Below are 15282 nucleotides of genomic sequence, written 5' to 3'. Positions count from 1 at the left end.
GTGGTGGTCAGGGGCGGTCTCGAACCGCCGACCTTCCGCTTTTCAGGCGGACGCTCTACCAGCTGAGCTACCTGACCCGGGGAGAAACGGCGGCGGCGGTGTTGTGGACACCGCCGCCTTCTCCTGGCGACCCAGACGGGACTCGAACCCGCGACCTCCGCCGTGACAGGGCGGCACGCTAACCAACTGCGCCACTGGGCCTCAATGACTCGATGATCCTACAGCATCTTCGAGCCTGTTCTGCACCGGCCTTTCGGCCGTATCCCCAACGGGATTCGAACCCGCGTTACCGCCTTGAAAGGGCAGCGTCCTAGGCCACTAGACGATGGGGACTCGGACCCGCGGGAGCCGAAGCTCCAGGGACAGCCGTAAGCATAGAGGAGTTGGGCCGCGGCTCCAAAACGAGATTCCAGGGGGCGCCGTACGCCGCAGGTGGTCGGCGTACGGCGCCTGGGATCAGCTGGTCGCGTCGGGCGCGATCAGCTGCGGGTACTGCGCGGTGAAGAAGTCGTTGAACGTCCGCGACGGCAGGATGTGTCCGCGCGGCCGGAGCGAGGCGGCCAGGCCGGCGGCCCACAGGGCCGAGCGCATCCGCTGGTTCGGGGTGCCGTGGTGGCCGGCGCTGGTGAAGCCGCAGTCGCCCAGCTGGTAGAACATCTGGCCGAAGTCGTGCACCCGCTTCCAGTTCATCGACTCGCCGCGCGCGTGGGTGAGGAAGTAGGCGCTGAACGCGTCCGCCTCGAGTTCGGCCCACCGCGACGCCTCGGGTGCGGGCAGCTCGGGCCGCATCAGGTCGTCGGAGAACTGCACCTGATGACCGAACTCGTGCGCCAGGATCGCGGACGGCGCCACGTCGGACAGACCGACCTGGGCGAACCCGTCCAGTACGCCGTCGCCGTACGCGATCCGGCGGTGCGACTTCCCGTACCCCGGGACGTCCTCGCCGCCGGGCGCAGCGAACGCGTTGAACGAGAAGATCGGCAGGTCGCCCCAGCCCAGCACGGGGCTGCGCAGCTCCCGGGCGATCAGGTCGGCGGAGAACCGCGACTGCGCCGGGTTCGCGCCGTACAGCACAGTGAACACGCGGTAGTCGCGTTCGGCGTCCAGCATGATCCGGCCGTGCGCCGGCACCAGTTCGACGTCCTTCGACGGGATGTCCCAGAACCCCTTCAGGTCCTTGAAGGTCTTGTTCACGGTGTGAGTGAACTCACCTCGCGCGCCGAAGGTGAACGGACCCTGCTGGGGGAAGTACAGGGCATCCATCAGCGGGACGTCGTAGATCACGATGGTCAGCAGGGCCGTCAGCTGGTCGATCGTCATCGACGCCACGTCGGGCAGGATCGCGCTCAGCACCGGGGGCGTGGCGTCGGAGCACTCGTACTGCGTGGGGTCGATCGCGTTCAGCACCGCGTCGCGGACCGGGTTGTCGGGCAGCCCGAGCCGCTCCCGGACGGCGTCGGCCTGCGCGCGCATCTCCGGCAGGTGGTCGATGACCTGCTGCGCCTCGACCGAGACCGGCGCGCCGGCGGCAACCCGAGCAGCAAGCGGGCCGGCGGCCGGGGCAGCGACATCGACGGCAGAGGCCGGGGCGGTCAGCAGGCCGAGCGACAGGCCCAGACCGGCGACTGCCGACCAGACAATGCTCTTCCTCATACAAACTCCAATGGACGGGGGAGGAAAACTCCTAGGGACGGGGAGGCCTCAGTATCAGCAGCCTCGGAAGCCGGCTGCGAGCGTTTGCCGCTGTCAGAATCCGGCATGGCGGGAATCTGTCGCCCGGTGGTACACAGGGGCATGGAACCGCTGCGGGCGTTGGGCTTGTCGGCCGAGGCGGAGTCGGCGTACGTCGATCTCCTGCACGGCAAGCCGGTGGACGACGAGGCCGCGGTGGCCGAGCTCCTGGCGCTCGGCCTGGTCGAGCGGACCGACGGCGAGCTGGTGATCCGCCCGCCGCGACGAGCGATGGATGCGCTCGCCGAGCGTCACACCAAGCAGGCCGAGCTGGCCCGCGACAGCGCCGAGCTGCTCAACGAGCTCTGGAAGTCGGCGGCCGGCCGGCAGGACTACCTCGAGATCCTCCCGACGTACCCCGCCTCGCAGGCCGTGCTCAACTCGGTCCAGAAGGACGCACAGGACCACGTCCGGGCCATGACGACGGGCAACCTCGCGGCCCGCGAGCTCAAGATCGTCGAGGGCATGTTCGACGCGTTGGAGCGAGGCGTGCGGTACGAGGTCATCTACGGCGCACACGTGCTCCAGGACGCCAACGCGCTGCACATGGTCCAGGCCTGTATCGACGCGGGCGAGCAGGCCCGGGTGTTCCCGTACGTGCCGCTGAACATCACGATCGTCGACGATCGCTGGGCCCTGGTCGGCGCACGAGCGGAGGTTGAGCGCGGGCCGGAGTTCGTCGCGATGGTGGTTCACCAGTCTCCGCTGCTGGGTGGACTGGCCCGGATCTTCGAGGCCCTGTGGCGGATCGCCGTACCGATCACCGGCGGGACCGAGCTGAACGACGTGAACGCCGCGCCGAGCCTGGAATCGAAGCGGCTGCTGACCTACCTGAGTGCGGGGCTGACCGACGAGTCGATCGCGCGCGAGTTCGGCGTCAGCGAGCGGACGATCGCGCGCCGGATCGGCCGGCTGCAGGAGGCGCTCGGAGCGCAGACCCGGTTCCAGCTCGGCGTCCAAGCGTCGCGCCAGGGCTGGCTGTAGGTCACTAGGCTGGACGTGTGATGGAGATGAGCCGGGCGAACTTCGAGGCGCTGGTCTCGCAGGCGCTGGACGAGATACCCGAGGAGCTCGCGGCGTACATCGAGAACGTGGCGGTCTTCGTCGAGGACGATCCGCCGCCGGGCGATCCGGAGCTGCTCGGGATCTACGAGGGCATCCCGCTGACCGAGCGCGGGCACGAGTACGGCGGCGTCCTGCCGGACCGGATCACGATCTACCGCAACCCGACCCTGAAGATCTGCGACACCTTCGGTGACGTCCTCGACGAGGTGAACGTCACAGTGGTGCACGAGATCGCGCACCACTTCGGCATCGACGACGCCCGCCTGCACGAGCTGGGCTACGGCTAAGGCGGGCTACACCAAGGCTCAGCGGTTGAAGAGCAGCTTCCACGGCATCAGCGCCGACTCGAGCTGGACCTTCAGCGACATCTTCGAGACGCCCTCGGTGCGCTCCTCGAAGCGGATCGGCGTCTCGGCGATCTTCAGGCCGCGCTTGACCGTCCGGTAGTTCATCTCGACCTGGAACGAGTACCCGTTGCTCGCGATCGACGCGACGTCGATCCAGCGCAGGGTGTCCGCCTTCCACGCCTTGAAGCCGGCCGTGGCGTCCTTCACGTGCAGCCGCAGGATCGCGTTCACGTAGAAGTTCGCCCAGGCGGACAGCGCCCGCCGGTGCCAGCCCCATTCGGCAGCCGCGGAGCCGCCCGGGACGTACCGCGAACCGATCACGACTGCGGCGTCCGTGGTCCGCAGCATCTCGACCATGGTCGGGATCACCGACGCCGGGTGGGACAGGTCCGCGTCCATCTGGATGACGATGTCGGCGCCCTCGTCGAGCGCCCGGGTGATCCCGGCGACGTACGCACGGCCCAGCCCGTCCTTGACGGTCCGGTGCAGTACGCCGACCCGCTCCGGCGACTCCTTCGCCAGCTCGTCGGCGATGTCGCCCGTACCGTCGGGGGAGTTGTCGTCGACAACGAGAAGCTCCAGGCCGGGCAGGTTCAGGTCGGACAGGAGTCCGGCCAGCACGGGCAGGTTCTCCCGCTCGTTGTAGGTCGGCACCACGACCACGATCTTGGCTAGCTCACCCATGACTTTCCTTTGTCGGAGACACCGAAAGCTACCGTATCCGCCGACCACAGCTGATTTCAGAGTTCGGAGAGCGCCTCTTCGACGGTGCTGTAGATGCGGAACTGGCCGCCGAGACCGGTGACGCTGAGCGGGCGGTCGACCGGCCGGCCGACGCCGACCAGGGCCAGGGTGATGTTGTGCTGCCCGGCCAGGTTGCGCGCCTCGACCAGGTTGCCGAGGCCGGCCGAGCTGCAGAACGTGACGGCCGACAGCTCGATCAGCACCAGGCGGGCCGGCGGGGCGACCGCGGCGCGGATCGATTCGGCGGCGAAGTCGGTGGTGGCGATGTCGATCTCACCGGACATCCGGACGAGCAGTACGCCGGGTTCGATTTCGACGGTGACTGCGTCGAAGGTGGTTCGGATCATTTCGCCGTCCCGCGGGTCTGGATTGCTTGTCACGCGGGTATCTCCCCCGGGGTAGCGCCATGAACGCGGGTCCTGGCGGATAGTGGACTGCCCTTCGTCTCACCGTATGCCCCAACGCACGAGCGTCACAACGGGTGTACCGGTGATCGACCCCGGAGCGTGACCTCACCTCGCAACCGCTTGGCACTAAAGCAAACGTCAGACCCAGCACGGGTGATAGACAAGGCGACATGGCTGGTCTGATCACCAAGGATCTGCTCGAGGCGGTCGATGCCGCGGCTGATCCGGTCGTCGCGGAGGTGCTCGCGCGCTACTTCCAGCTCCAGCCCGGCGGGTACGGCCACGGCGACCAGATGGTCGGTGTGAAGTTGTCGACGATCCGCGGGATCCTCAAGCCGTACCTGCAGGCCGGCCTGCCTTTGCCCGAGCTGGAACAGGCACTGACCAGTCCGATTCACGAGCACCGCCTGGCGATCCTCTGCCTGTTGGCCGATCGCGCCACCCGTGCCCTCAAGCCGCGTACGGCGGACCCGGCCGAGCTCACCGCGATCCACGAGCTGTACCTACGCAGTACGGCGTACATCAACAACTGGGATCTCGTCGACTGCAGTGCTCCGCAGGTCGTCGGCGGGTACCTGCTCGACAAACCCCGGGACGAGCTCTACACGCTCATCCACTCGAGCAGCCTCTGGGAACGCCGGATCGCGCTGGTCGCCACGCAGTTCCTGATCGGCCGAGGTCAGATCGACGACACGTTCAAGCTGGCCGCCGAGGTCCTCGACGACCGGGAGGACCTGATCCACAAGGCGTCCGGCTGGATGTTGCGCGAGGCAGGTAAACGCGTCTCCGAGGCCGGGCTGCGCGACTTCCTCGACGAGTACGCGACCCGGATGCCGCGCACGATGCTCCGCTACGCGATCGAACGTCTCGACCAGGTCAGCCGCAAGCACTACCTCGCGCTGCGCTAGACAAAAGTCGACAAATCAGCCGCGCGGCTGCGCCTGGGGCTGCGCGTCGGCAAGGGGCGGCGCCTCGAGCGCGCAATGGCGGTGATGGATCCCGGCGGGCTGCACCTGACGGGCCGCCTTGCCGGGACGATCGCCCAGCATCACCCAGGCGATCAGGCCGCCGCCGGCCGCGAGTACTGCGGAGATCCACAGGGCCTTCCCGAATCCGTTGTGGAAGGCAACCGGGTCGCGGTATGCGTTGCCGGTGATGCCGGCCGCCACCGGGATCGCCGCGACCGCCATCAGTTGCGCGGACCGGGCGACCGCGTTGTTCACGCCGGAGGCGATACCCGCGTGGTGGTCCGCAACCGATGACATGACGGTCGCGGTCAGCGGCGCGACGGTCGAGACCAGGCCGAGCCCGAGCACCACGACAGCCGGCAGTACGGCGCTGACGTAGCTCGACTCGCTGTTGATCCGCAGCATCAGCAAGAACCCGACAGCCATCAGCGCCGGTCCGACCGTCATCGGGATGCGGGCGCCGATCCGGTCCGACAGGCCGCCGGCGTACCCGGACAGGAAGAACATCAGCAGGGTCATCGGCAACAAGGACGCGCCGGCCCACAAGGCGGAGTAGCCGAGTGCGGTCTGCAGATAGACCACCAGGAGGAAGGTCGCGGTTCCGAGACCGCCGTACACGACGACGGTGACCAGGTTCGCGCCGGTGAAGCGCCGGTTGGCGAAGATGCTCAGCGGCAGCATCGGGTGCGAGCTGCGGCGCTCCACCTCGATGAACCCCGCGAAGGCGAGTACGCCGATCGCCAGACTGGTCAGGACCAGTGGGTCGCCGAACCCGTGGTCACCGGCACTGATCAGGCCGTACGTGAGACCGGCCAGGCCGAGCGTGGCCAGGATGGCGCCGTTGACGTCGAGCTTGCCGCCGGCGCTCTCGTCGCGGCTCTCGGGCACGTGCCGGAGCGTGACCAGGACGGTGACGAGTGCGATCGGGACGTTGAGCAGGAAGATCAGCTGCCAGTAACCGCTGTCGACCAGGGTGCCGCCGACGAACGGGCCGACGGCCGCCGCGACCGAGGTGAGGCCGGACCAGGTGCCGACCGCCTTGCCGCGGTCGGAGTGCTGGAACGAGGTCTGCAGGATCGCCAGGCTGCCCGGTGTCAGCAGCGCACCGCCGATGCCCTGCAGCACCCGCCCGGCGATCATCACCTCGAGGGTCGGCGCGATCGCGCACACCACCGAGGCGACGGCGAACCAGATCACTCCGACGACGTACGTCCGCCGTCGTCCGAGCCGGTCGCCGATCGAGCCGCTGAGCAGCACGAGCGAGGCGAGCATCAGCATGTAACCGTTGACGATCCACTGCAGGCCGGCGACGTCCGCATTCAGGTCCTCGCCCATCGCCGGCAGCGCGACGTTCACGACCGTGCCGTCCAGGAACGCCATCCCCGACCCGAGTGCCGTCGCCGCCAGCACCCACCGGCCCCGGGCCGTGCCCAGAGCGATCCGCTCATCCGTCATGTAGTCAGCGTGGCAGATCGAGTTGCAGCACGACGAGGGCCTTGCTGGCCGGGATGCCGGCCTGGATCCCGAGGATGGGCGGATCGCCGACCGCGCAGCGGGTCTCCGGCAGCAGCGGGCAGATCGCATTGAGCAGACCGCTGGTCACCGTGACGTCGGTCGGCAGGGTCGCGCCGGCGCCGGTGGTGAGCGGCCGGATGGCCGCGCCGGCCCGCGTCGATGTCGAGGGAGAGGCAAGCACCGCCGATCCGGACAGCGTGTACGTCAGCCGGATCCTGGTGGCGGACACGGTCAGCGGCAGGTCGTCGGCCGCCGTCACCGTGGTGTCCGCGATCGGCACCGTCTGGTCGTCGGCGACCACCTTCAGATTGGTGACCCGGGGCGTCGTCCGGGCCATCATTCCGGGCAGGTGGTCACCTGGCGACGGGAGCTGCAGCGGCAGGATGTCGGTGGCCGTAGGCAACATCACGTTCTCGGTCATGTCGAACGAGCCGTCCCGGTGCGGTACGGCGATCAACTGGATGCCGGGAACGGTCTCGCCCGGACCGGGCGTGGTCGGCCTGGCCGTCGGCGTACTGCCTGACGGACGCGAACTGTTCAGCCCGGGACTCGGCGCGACCGGGAGGGTGCCGGCGTGCGAACAAGCGACGGTCGCGCTGTACCCCAGCACCAGCGCGACCGCCGCAAGGATTCGTACTCCCGTCCGTCCGGTCTCCTCCACCCCCGATGCCCGCTCGGGGAGGAACCCGGGAAAAAGCCGCGAGCCAGGTCCTGGCACGAGTCACCGTCTCCCCATAACGGACCTGGCCACAATCGAGACCAGCGCGGCCCCTTCCGGACAGGTCGGACTTGCGCTTACGATACGCCCGAATTCGTGGGGTAGGGAAATGCTTACGCTATTTTCCGGCGAACATCGGAGGGGGAAGGAAATGCAGGAACGGAGCGTGTCCGGACAATTCCGGGCGGTGTCCCTGAGTATTTCGAGAATTCGTGGTCCGGTAATTCGCAGGGTGCTTTCGCTGCTGCTCGCCGTAACGGTCGCGGCGGCGCCGGCGGTTCTGACGGTACCGGCGCAGGCTGCCGCGGGGGCCAACCTGTACTTCGTCCAGGGGCTGCCCGGACGCAGTTTGGACATCAGTGTCGACGGTCACCAGGTCGCCACCGGAGTCGCAGGTGGGAAGCTCGTCGGGCCGTTCGGAGTCGCATCCGGCAAGCGGATGATCACTGCGAAGCAAGGCGGGAAGGTCGTCATCCAGCGGGAGGTCTCGGCCGGCTCCGGGGCCAGTCTGGACGTCGTCATCCACCAGCCGGTGTCGCCGACGGGTGCGCCGCTGATCACGACGTACGCGAACAAGTTGACCGCGGTGCCGGCGGATAAAGCCGGATTGCGGGTCGCGCACGACGCGGCGGTCGGGCCGGCTGACATTCGGGTGAACGGACAGGTGCTATTCCGTAACGTAGCGAACGGTGAATCACTCGACGTAGTCGTTCCGGCGGCCACCTACAAGGTGGATATCGTTCCGACCGGCGCGACGTCACCGGTTGTTCTCGGGCCGCTGGACCTACCGGTCAAGGCCGGTTACCTGACCCGGGTCTTCGCGATCGGGTCACCGAGTCAGAAGACGATGACCGTTGCCCTCGGCACGATCAAGGTACCGGCCACCGGGTCGGCGAAGCCGGGTGTGGTGAACACCGGAACAGGTGGACAGGCGGCAGGGCTCGACCAGGCGCAGAGCCCCGCCGGCCAGTCCGGACTGTGGGTCGTGGTGTTCCTCGCCGCACTGGGCGTCGCGGTCGTCACTGCCCGGAAGGTGGTCCGCCGCTGAAGCGCGGACTGTTCGGTACGGCGCTGTGCTGTCTCGCCCTGGCGGGTTGTGCCGCCGGGGCGAGCGGCGCGGCGCCGACACCGACTCCCACGTTCGGCTTCACCCACGAGGGCTCGCCGTCTCAGGTGCCGACTCCGACGGAGCCGATGTCCGCGCCGCCGGGCCGGATCGGCACGCCGGCCCCTAGCCAGCGCGTCCGGTTCGTCCCGCAACAGGTCGTACTGCCGGGCGGCAAGGACGCACCGGTGCTGCCGGCAACTACCGTCGACGGGCAGCTCCAGGTGCCGGCCATGCCACAACGGGTCGGCTGGTGGGACGGTGGCGCCGAGGCCGGTGACCCGTTCGGCTCGGTCGTGCTGGCGGGTCACGTCGACTCCAAGAACGACGGGATCGGCTTCTTCGCCCGTCTGCTCAACGTGCGGCCGGGCGAGACCGTTGTGCTCAACGGCGCCGGCCACACGGCGTCGTACCGGGTCGTGTCGATCCGGTCGGTGCGCAAGGATGCGCTCGCGACCAAGAGCGGCGCGTTCGACCAGACCGGCGATCACCGGCTGGTCCTCATCACCTGCACGGGTGCCTACCACCGCGATCAGGGCGGCTACGAGGACAACCTCGTGGTGACCGCAATCCCGATCGGGCTGGCCAAGTAGGCTCGCCGGTCATGGCCAGGTATTTCGATGTTCATCCCGAGAATCCTCAGCGGCGGGCGATCGGGCAGGTGGTGGACCTGCTCCGCGAGGACGGGCTGATCGCGTACCCGACCGACTCCTGCTACGCGCTCGGCTGCCAGCTGGGGAACCGCGAGGGGATCGACCGGATCCGGACCATCCGGCACCTGGACGACCGGCACCACTTCACGCTGGTCTGCGAGAATTTCGCCCAGCTCGGGCAGTTCGTGCACATCAGCAACGCCGTCTTCCGCTCGATCAAGGCGGCCACGCCGGGCAGCTACACGTTCATCCTCCCGGCCACCAAGGAAGTTCCGCGCCGGCTGCTGCACCCGAAGAAGAAGACCGTCGGCGTACGCATCCCGGATCACGTGGTCACCCAGGCCCTGGTCGCGGAGCTCGGCGAGCCACTCGTCTCCAGCACGCTGCTCCTCCCCGGCCACGAGGAGCCGATGACGCAAGGCTGGGAGATCAAGGAAGAGCTCGACAACCAGATCGACGCCGTCATCGAGGGTGAGGCCGGCACCGAGCCGACCACCGTCGTCGACTTCTCCGACGACGTCCCGGAGCTCGTCCGCGTCGGCGCGGGAGACCCGACTCCGTTCGAGTGAGCCCTTGCCCGATCGGGGCGGATGCGCGTTACTGAGTTACCAGGTCCTCATCCGCCCCGGAGGAATCATGCGACGCGCCTTGCTGGCCTTGTCCGTCCTGTTGATCACCGCGCTGGTGCCGGCGTCCGCGCAGGCCTACGCCAACGCCTTCTTCCCGACCCAGAGCAGTGGGAACCGCGGCGCCGACGTACAGGCGATCCAGTTCCTGCTCCAGTACGCCGGGCAGACCGTCGACGCGGACGGCGTATTCGGCGCGTCCACCGTCACCGCGGCCAAAGCGTTCCAGACCGCGAAGGGATTGGGCGTCGACGGGATCGTCGGGCCGCAGACCTGGACAGCGTTGACGCCGACGATTCGCTCCGGTGACAACAACGCCGCGGTGAAGGCGCTCCAGGTCGAGCTGAACGCCAAGCGCCGCCTGAGCCTCCCGGTCGACGGCGTCTTCAGTACGGCGGTCCACGACGCGCTCGTCTCGTTCCAGTCGCACGCGGGGATCGGCGCGGACGGCATCGTCGGACCGATCACCTGGCGCAACCTCGCCTGGCACTACGACTACCCCGACTTCGCGAGCAACCTGTGCGACCAGGACCCGGACGGCAACGATACGGCGGCCAACTGGGCGGCAGCCGCCCCGATCGCCCAGCTGGAAGCGGCCGCCAAGTCGTTCACGAGCCACGGCAAGATCCCGTACGGCGATGCCGGGTTCGAGCACGGCGGTGACATCCCGGGTCACGCGAGCCACGACAACGGCATGGACATCGACATCTGGCCGATCCGCACCGACAACGCGCAATGCACCGCGGGCCGGATCACCTGGGAGAGCCCGACGTACGACCGGGCTGCCACCCGCCAGCTGATCCAGGCCGTCCGTGCCGCGGCGCCCGGGCATGTGAAGTACATCTGGTTCAACGACCCGACGCTGATCAACGAGGGCCTGACGATGAACTGGCCGGCCCACGACAACCACCTGCACGTCCGGTACTGCGAGAAGGTGCACCCGAACAGCACCTATGTCTGCTGACAAACTGTCCAGCGTGACCTACACCTTGGACCTGAACCCCGACGAACTGCTGACGACCACCCGCACCGTCCGCAAGCGCCTCGACCTCGAGCGACCCGTGCCGATGGAGCTGATCCGGGAGTGCATCGAGATCGCCCTGCAGGCGCCGTCGGGGAGCAACCGGCAGACGTGGCACTGGCTGGTAGTCACGGATGCCGAGAAGCGTGCGGCCATCGGTGAGTACTACCGCCGGTCGGTCGAGGAGTACCTCGCCGGGCCGGGTGCGGCCGGCAAGCTGCACGCCGACGACCCCGAGCGCGGCCCGGTCCAGCGCCGGGTCGGCGACAGCGTGGCCTACTTGGGGGAGCGGATGGGCCAGGTCCCGGTGCTGGTGATCCCCTGCCTCAAGGTCCACTCGCTGCCTGCCGGGAACCAGGCCGGCCTGTGGGGCTCGATCCTGCCGTCGGCGTGGAGCTACATGCTCGCCGCCCGCGCCCGTGCCCTCGGTACGGCGTGGACCACGCTGCACCTGAGCTTCGAGCGGGAGGTGTCGGAGCTGCTCGGTCTTCCGGAGGACATCCGGCAGACGGTGCTGATCCCCACGGCGTACACGATCGGGACCGACTTCAAATCAGCCGCGCGGCAGCCGCTCGACGAAGTTCTCCACGTCGACAGCTGGTGATCACGAGGCGGCCATCTCCTCGATGGTCAGCCCGCTCAGCACCGACCGGGGCTCGGTCACCGTCAGGTCCAGCCCTGGGTCGGCGTCCGCGTCCTTCACCTTGACCAGCAACCAATCGGCGCCCGTCCGCGTGAAGGCCCACGCGCCGTTGAGCTTCACGCCGTGCAGTTGCACCTTCAAGTGTCCGCGCTCGATCGCCTCCGCGGGATCGACGAGCTGGTGCCGGTCGTCGCGGGTCAGGTTCGTGTAGACGCCGGCGTCCCACACGATCACCGCACCGCTGCCGTACTGCGCATCGCGGTGCACCCCCTCGTACGACGCGTACTCCAGATCGTGGTCCGAGGTGAACACCGCGAGCCGCTTCACCATCGGGTCGAGCGACGGTCCGCGCGGCACCGCCCACGACTTCAGCACCCCGTCCACCTCGAGCCGTACGTCGTAATGCAGCCGTCTCGCATCATGCAGCTGGACGACGAAAATCGGCTTCGGCATCAGGCTCCTGAGGAATTTGAATTACAACTAACGATCGGTCCTGCGGCGGTTGTAGGCTTGCCACTGGTTGGGAAACCAGCCCCACAACCTTCCCATTTCATCCGCCCCTGTCCAGAAGCAGGTGCCATGCCCGTAGCCCCTTCACCGGCGCGGCCGATCGCCGTCCAGATCCTCATCGCCGGACGCTGGATCGCAGGCCAGGAGCTCGGTCGACGGACCGGGGCGGCCGGGGCCGACGAGGTTCTCGTCAGCCACCACGGCCACCTCGTCTGGGTCGACCAGCGCTCGGTCCGCGAATCCTGAAAGCTGAAAGCCCTTACCCTAAAGGGTTTTCAGCAAAGTGCTTTCGCAACCAGGTTGCCGATCTCGACCGCGGACGCGGAACCGGTCGGGTCGAACAGCGTCCTGGTCAGTGCGAACGCAACGCCTGAGCGCGTGTCGGCCCAGGCGATACTCCCGCCCATACCCGGCCAGCCGAACGTCGCCGGGCTCTCCTCCGCCGTGGACCCCAGCCGGCCGATCGCATAGCCGAGCGCCATCGTCGCGGTATTGCCGAGCAATTCGTCCTGCGCGACCAATGCCGGGCCGGTGATCACGGGCACGGCCTGAGGACGGACCAGCCGTACGCCGTCCACCTCGCCGATCAGCCCGGCGTACAACTTGGCGATGCCACGGGCGGTGAGGATCGCGCTCGACGGGTCCTCGATCGCCAACTGCTCGGGCCGGTTCAGCCCGGCGGCCCGCGGCTGCATCGCCGGCGGCATGACTTTGCTGAACATCCCGGCCAGCATCTGGAACGTCTCCTCGGCGCCCTCGGGTTCAACCAGCGGCATCAGCCGGTCCCGCTGATCCGGCGGCAGCGCGAAGAACACGTCGTTCTCGATACCGAGCGGGGCGACGAGCTCCCGCAGTACGTCGGAGATCGACCGGCCGGTTGCGCGCCGGACGATCTCACCGACCAGCAGGCCGAACGTCTCCGCGTGGTACGTCATCTTCGTCCCCGGCTCCCACCACGGCTCAGCGGCCGCGAGGTACGCCGGAATCGTGGGGAACGACTCGTGGGTCGCGTCAGGCGGCAGCGCCGGCAGGCCGACCGAGTGCGTCAGCACGTGCCGTAGCGTCGCTCGGTCCTTCCCGTGCGCACCGAACTCGGGCCAGATCTCGACGATCGGCTGGTCGTAGTCGAGCACTCCGCGATCCACCAGCACGTTCGCGACGGTCGCGGACGCGCCCTTCCCGGTCGAGGCCGCGTAGTACAAGGTCTCCGACGTCACGCCGTCGCCGGCGACCGCGTCCACCAGCAGCTCACCGTGCCGATAAACGGCGACCTGCAGCCCGAGTTCCGTCTCGGCCAGTTCGTCGATCCGCTTCTGGACTGTCTGCTGAAGTTCCATACAGGTACGTCGGAGCGGGTTTGGGACGTTCGACACCATCTATGCATAGTCCAACGCGAACCTGACCGTGCGCTCGACCTCCGCTTCCGTCCCGACCGGGCAAAACAGGAATTCCGTCGTACCGGCGTCCGCGTAGCGCTGCAGCTCCTTGGCCACCGTCTCCTCGTCGCCCAGGACCGCGGTCTCCTCCGGCCCGGCCTTGCCGCCGCGATCGAGCACCGCGCGGTACGACGGCATGTCGCCGGCCGCGCCGTAGTGGGACCCGATCCAGTTCCGGGTCGCGTCCGGATCGTCCGTGACCGCGACGCAGACTCCGGCGATGACCTGGGGCTGCGGTCGGCCGGCCGCGGTCGCCGCTGCGTCGATCGTCGGGCGGATGAAGCTCTCGATGACCTCGGGGCCGGCCCAGCTGGTCGTCGTACCAGCGGTCAGTTCGCCGGCGGTCTTGAGCATCCGCGGGCCGAGCGCGGCCAGGATGAGTTCGGGCGCCTCGGCTCCGGCGATCTGCAGTTGGCCGCGCGCCGTCAGCCGTTCGCCCGCGTAGTCGGTCGGCGCACCGGCGAGCAGCGGGCCGAGCGCTTCGACGTACTCGCGGACGTACGCCGCGGGGCGGTCCATCGAGAGGCCGAACATCCCTTCCACCATATGCGGGTGGCTCGCGCCGACCCCGAGCGTCAACCGGTTGCCGGTCAGTGCCTGCACGCTGAGCGCCTGCGCCGCGAGGGCGAGCGGGTGGCGCGGGTACACCGGGACGACGCCGACGGCGTACCCGATGGTCGAGGTGTACGACGCGACGCCGGCGATCAGCGTCAACGCGTCCCAGCCGAGTCGCTGGCTGAACCAGACCCGGTCGATGCCGTTGTCCTCGGCGGCCTTCGCGGCGGCGCCGATCTCGTCGATGGTCTTGCCTTCTTCGTCGATCCACAGTCCGATCCTCATGTCCACCAGTCAACGGGCACCGCGGCCGCCGACCCAGACGCAGTTACGCTGTACAGCGATAAGGAGTCGTGATCGCTGATGGAGCTGCGGCAGTTGCGGTACTTCGTCACCGTTGCCGAGGAGCTGCACTTCGGCCGGGCCGCCGAGCGACTGAACATCGTCCAGCCCGCGGTCAGTCAGCAGGTCGCCCGGCTCGAACGCGAGCTCGGGCTGCGACTGCTCGACCGGTCGTCGCGGCACGTGCGGCTGACCGGCGACGGCGAACGCATGCTGCGCGAGGCCCGCGCGGTTCTGTCTGCCGCGGATCGAGCGGCGGAGGTCGCCGCGGAGCTCGCGTCCGGGCGTTCCGGCGTACTCCGTATTGGCATGGCACCGGGGCTGCGGGACCGGTTGGAGCGCGGCCTGACCGCCCTCCGTGCGCACACGCCCGACCTCGAGATCCAGCTCAGCTCCGGCTCGACAGCGGAGTACCTGGGCGCGCTGCGTTCGGGGGAGCTGGATATCGCGTTCGTCCGCGGCGACCTCGCGGCCGCCGATCTTCAGGTGATCGAACTTTGGCGTGATCCGTTGTCGGTTCTGGTTCCGACGGCGTACCGGTCGGACGACGGCGTCAAGCTGGTCGACCTCGCGGGGCTTCCGCTCCGGTTGCCTGCCGACGACACCTGGCTGCGTGACCATCTGGTGGCCGCGTGCCGTGAGGCCGGCTTCGAGCCGTTGATCGGTCGGCCGATCGAGGACTTCGAGTCGGCGGTCGTCGAGATGTCGACGGGGTCGCCGGCGTGGACCGTCGTCTACGGGACGGCCTGCGAATCCGCCGAGGGCGCGCTCTGGATGGGGCTGCTCAATCCGCCGGAAACGGCCCCGGGCAACCTGGTGATGGGCCCAGGGCAGACGGAGTGTGCCCGCGTCCTCGTCGAGGCGTTCGGTGATGAGCCCCCCGGCGGGCCCTGACA

Annotated in this window: 18 protein-coding genes and 3 tRNA genes; 10 read left to right on the top strand and 11 right to left on the bottom strand. The window is 68.5% G+C overall.

What is annotated here, in order from left to right; translation table 11 throughout:
- Position 1 precedes the first annotated feature (1 nt).
- The 4 genes from ABT313_RS14575 to ABT313_RS14560 all read right to left on the bottom strand — a co-directional run bounded on the left by ABT313_RS14575 (position 2) and on the right by ABT313_RS14560 (position 1653).
- Positions 2-77 (bottom strand) — tRNA-Phe (locus ABT313_RS14575).
- Between the two features lie 47 nt (positions 78-124).
- Positions 125-201: transfer RNA gene (locus ABT313_RS14570), tRNA-Asp, on the bottom strand.
- A gap of 59 nt (positions 202-260) precedes the next feature.
- A tRNA-Glu gene (locus tag ABT313_RS14565) sits at positions 261-333 on the bottom strand.
- Positions 334-456: 123 nt separating this feature from the next.
- Positions 457-1653 (bottom strand): ImmA/IrrE family metallo-endopeptidase, encoded by a 1197-nt coding sequence (locus tag ABT313_RS14560; RefSeq protein ID WP_350852607.1) that lies wholly within the window; start codon positions 1651-1653, stop codon positions 457-459.
- A gap of 141 nt (positions 1654-1794) precedes the next feature.
- On the opposite strand from ABT313_RS14560, the gene ABT313_RS14555 reads away from it, so the two are divergent.
- Together ABT313_RS14555 and ABT313_RS14550 are read left to right on the top strand one after the other, a co-directional pair.
- Positions 1795-2715: a hypothetical protein gene (locus tag ABT313_RS14555; RefSeq protein ID WP_350852604.1), complete on the top strand. Its 921-nt coding sequence runs from the start codon at positions 1795-1797 to the stop codon at positions 2713-2715.
- Between the two features lie 20 nt (positions 2716-2735).
- On the top strand, positions 2736-3083 hold the full coding sequence (locus tag ABT313_RS14550; protein WP_502883997.1) for a metallopeptidase family protein: 348 nt from the start codon (positions 2736-2738) through the stop codon (positions 3081-3083).
- 18 nt (positions 3084-3101) lie between these two features.
- On the opposite strand, the gene ABT313_RS14545 is transcribed toward ABT313_RS14550, so the two are convergent.
- Together ABT313_RS14545 and ABT313_RS14540 are read right to left on the bottom strand one after the other, a co-directional pair.
- Complete coding sequence (locus tag ABT313_RS14545) at positions 3102-3827, bottom strand: polyprenol monophosphomannose synthase (RefSeq protein WP_350852598.1); 726 nt, start codon at positions 3825-3827, stop codon at positions 3102-3104.
- A gap of 56 nt (positions 3828-3883) precedes the next feature.
- Positions 3884-4234 carry an STAS domain-containing protein gene (locus tag ABT313_RS14540; RefSeq protein WP_350852595.1) on the bottom strand — a complete coding sequence of 117 codons (351 nt, stop codon included), beginning with the start codon at positions 4232-4234 and terminating at the stop codon, positions 3884-3886.
- Between the two features lie 230 nt (positions 4235-4464).
- Here ABT313_RS14540 and ABT313_RS14535 point away from each other — a divergent pair, with 230 nt between their 5' ends.
- Positions 4465-5202 carry a DNA alkylation repair protein gene (locus tag ABT313_RS14535; protein WP_350852592.1) on the top strand — a complete coding sequence of 246 codons (738 nt, stop codon included), beginning with the start codon at positions 4465-4467 and terminating at the stop codon, positions 5200-5202.
- A 15-nt stretch (positions 5203-5217) separates the two neighbouring features.
- Here ABT313_RS14535 and ABT313_RS14530 read toward each other — a convergent pair whose 3' ends face one another.
- Together ABT313_RS14530 and ABT313_RS14525 are read right to left on the bottom strand one after the other, a co-directional pair.
- A complete protein-coding gene (locus tag ABT313_RS14530; RefSeq protein ID WP_350852589.1) occupies positions 5218-6717 on the bottom strand; it encodes an MFS transporter in 1500 nt (499 codons plus the stop codon).
- Positions 6718-6721: 4 nt separating this feature from the next.
- Positions 6722-7438: a hypothetical protein gene (locus tag ABT313_RS14525; RefSeq protein ID WP_350852586.1), complete on the bottom strand. Its 717-nt coding sequence runs from the start codon at positions 7436-7438 to the stop codon at positions 6722-6724.
- 289 nt (positions 7439-7727) lie between these two features.
- Between ABT313_RS14525 and ABT313_RS14520 the strand changes: the two genes are divergently transcribed.
- The 5 genes from ABT313_RS14520 (at position 7728) to ABT313_RS14500 (ending at position 11504) form a co-directional block, all read left to right on the top strand.
- Positions 7728-8543, top strand: coding sequence for a DUF4397 domain-containing protein (locus ABT313_RS14520; RefSeq protein WP_350852583.1), 816 nt, complete (start codon positions 7728-7730; stop codon positions 8541-8543).
- 125 nt (positions 8544-8668) lie between these two features.
- A complete protein-coding gene (locus tag ABT313_RS14515) occupies positions 8669-9193 on the top strand; it encodes a class F sortase (RefSeq protein ID WP_350852580.1) in 525 nt (174 codons plus the stop codon).
- 11 nt (positions 9194-9204) lie between these two features.
- The gene (locus ABT313_RS14510) at positions 9205-9822 is read left to right on the top strand and encodes an L-threonylcarbamoyladenylate synthase (RefSeq protein ID WP_350852577.1); all 618 of its coding nucleotides are present in this window, start codon (positions 9205-9207) and stop codon (positions 9820-9822) included.
- 67 nt (positions 9823-9889) lie between these two features.
- Positions 9890-10843, top strand: coding sequence for a penicillin-insensitive murein endopeptidase (locus ABT313_RS14505; protein WP_350852574.1), 954 nt, complete (start codon positions 9890-9892; stop codon positions 10841-10843).
- Between the two features lie 13 nt (positions 10844-10856).
- A complete protein-coding gene (locus ABT313_RS14500) occupies positions 10857-11504 on the top strand; it encodes a nitroreductase family protein (RefSeq protein ID WP_350852571.1) in 648 nt (215 codons plus the stop codon).
- Here the strand turns inward: ABT313_RS14500 and ABT313_RS14495 are convergent, their stop codons facing one another.
- Entirely contained in the window at positions 11505-11996 is a 492-nt protein-coding gene (locus tag ABT313_RS14495) for a DNA polymerase ligase N-terminal domain-containing protein (RefSeq protein WP_350852568.1), read from the bottom strand.
- A gap of 126 nt (positions 11997-12122) precedes the next feature.
- On the opposite strand from ABT313_RS14495, the gene ABT313_RS14490 reads away from it, so the two are divergent.
- On the top strand, positions 12123-12299 hold the full coding sequence (locus ABT313_RS14490; protein WP_350852566.1) for a hypothetical protein: 177 nt from the start codon (positions 12123-12125) through the stop codon (positions 12297-12299).
- A gap of 29 nt (positions 12300-12328) precedes the next feature.
- Here ABT313_RS14490 and ABT313_RS14485 read toward each other — a convergent pair whose 3' ends face one another.
- Both ABT313_RS14485 and ABT313_RS14480 read right to left on the bottom strand, forming a co-directional pair.
- Positions 12329-13390: a serine hydrolase domain-containing protein gene (locus tag ABT313_RS14485; RefSeq protein WP_350852563.1), complete on the bottom strand. Its 1062-nt coding sequence runs from the start codon at positions 13388-13390 to the stop codon at positions 12329-12331.
- Positions 13391-13429: 39 nt separating this feature from the next.
- A complete protein-coding gene (locus ABT313_RS14480; protein WP_350852560.1) occupies positions 13430-14329 on the bottom strand; it encodes a TIGR03564 family F420-dependent LLM class oxidoreductase in 900 nt (299 codons plus the stop codon).
- A gap of 78 nt (positions 14330-14407) precedes the next feature.
- Between ABT313_RS14480 and ABT313_RS14475 the strand changes: the two genes are divergently transcribed.
- Positions 14408-15280: a LysR family transcriptional regulator gene (locus ABT313_RS14475; RefSeq protein WP_350852557.1), complete on the top strand. Its 873-nt coding sequence runs from the start codon at positions 14408-14410 to the stop codon at positions 15278-15280.
- Positions 15281-15282: the final 2 nt, after the last annotated feature.

The sequence above is a fragment of the Kribbella sp. NPDC000426 genome (genome assembly GCF_040300265.1).
Classification (GTDB): Bacteria; Actinomycetota; Actinomycetes; order Propionibacteriales; family Kribbellaceae; genus Kribbella.
This window is presented reverse-complemented; position numbering and strand designations above follow the sequence as displayed.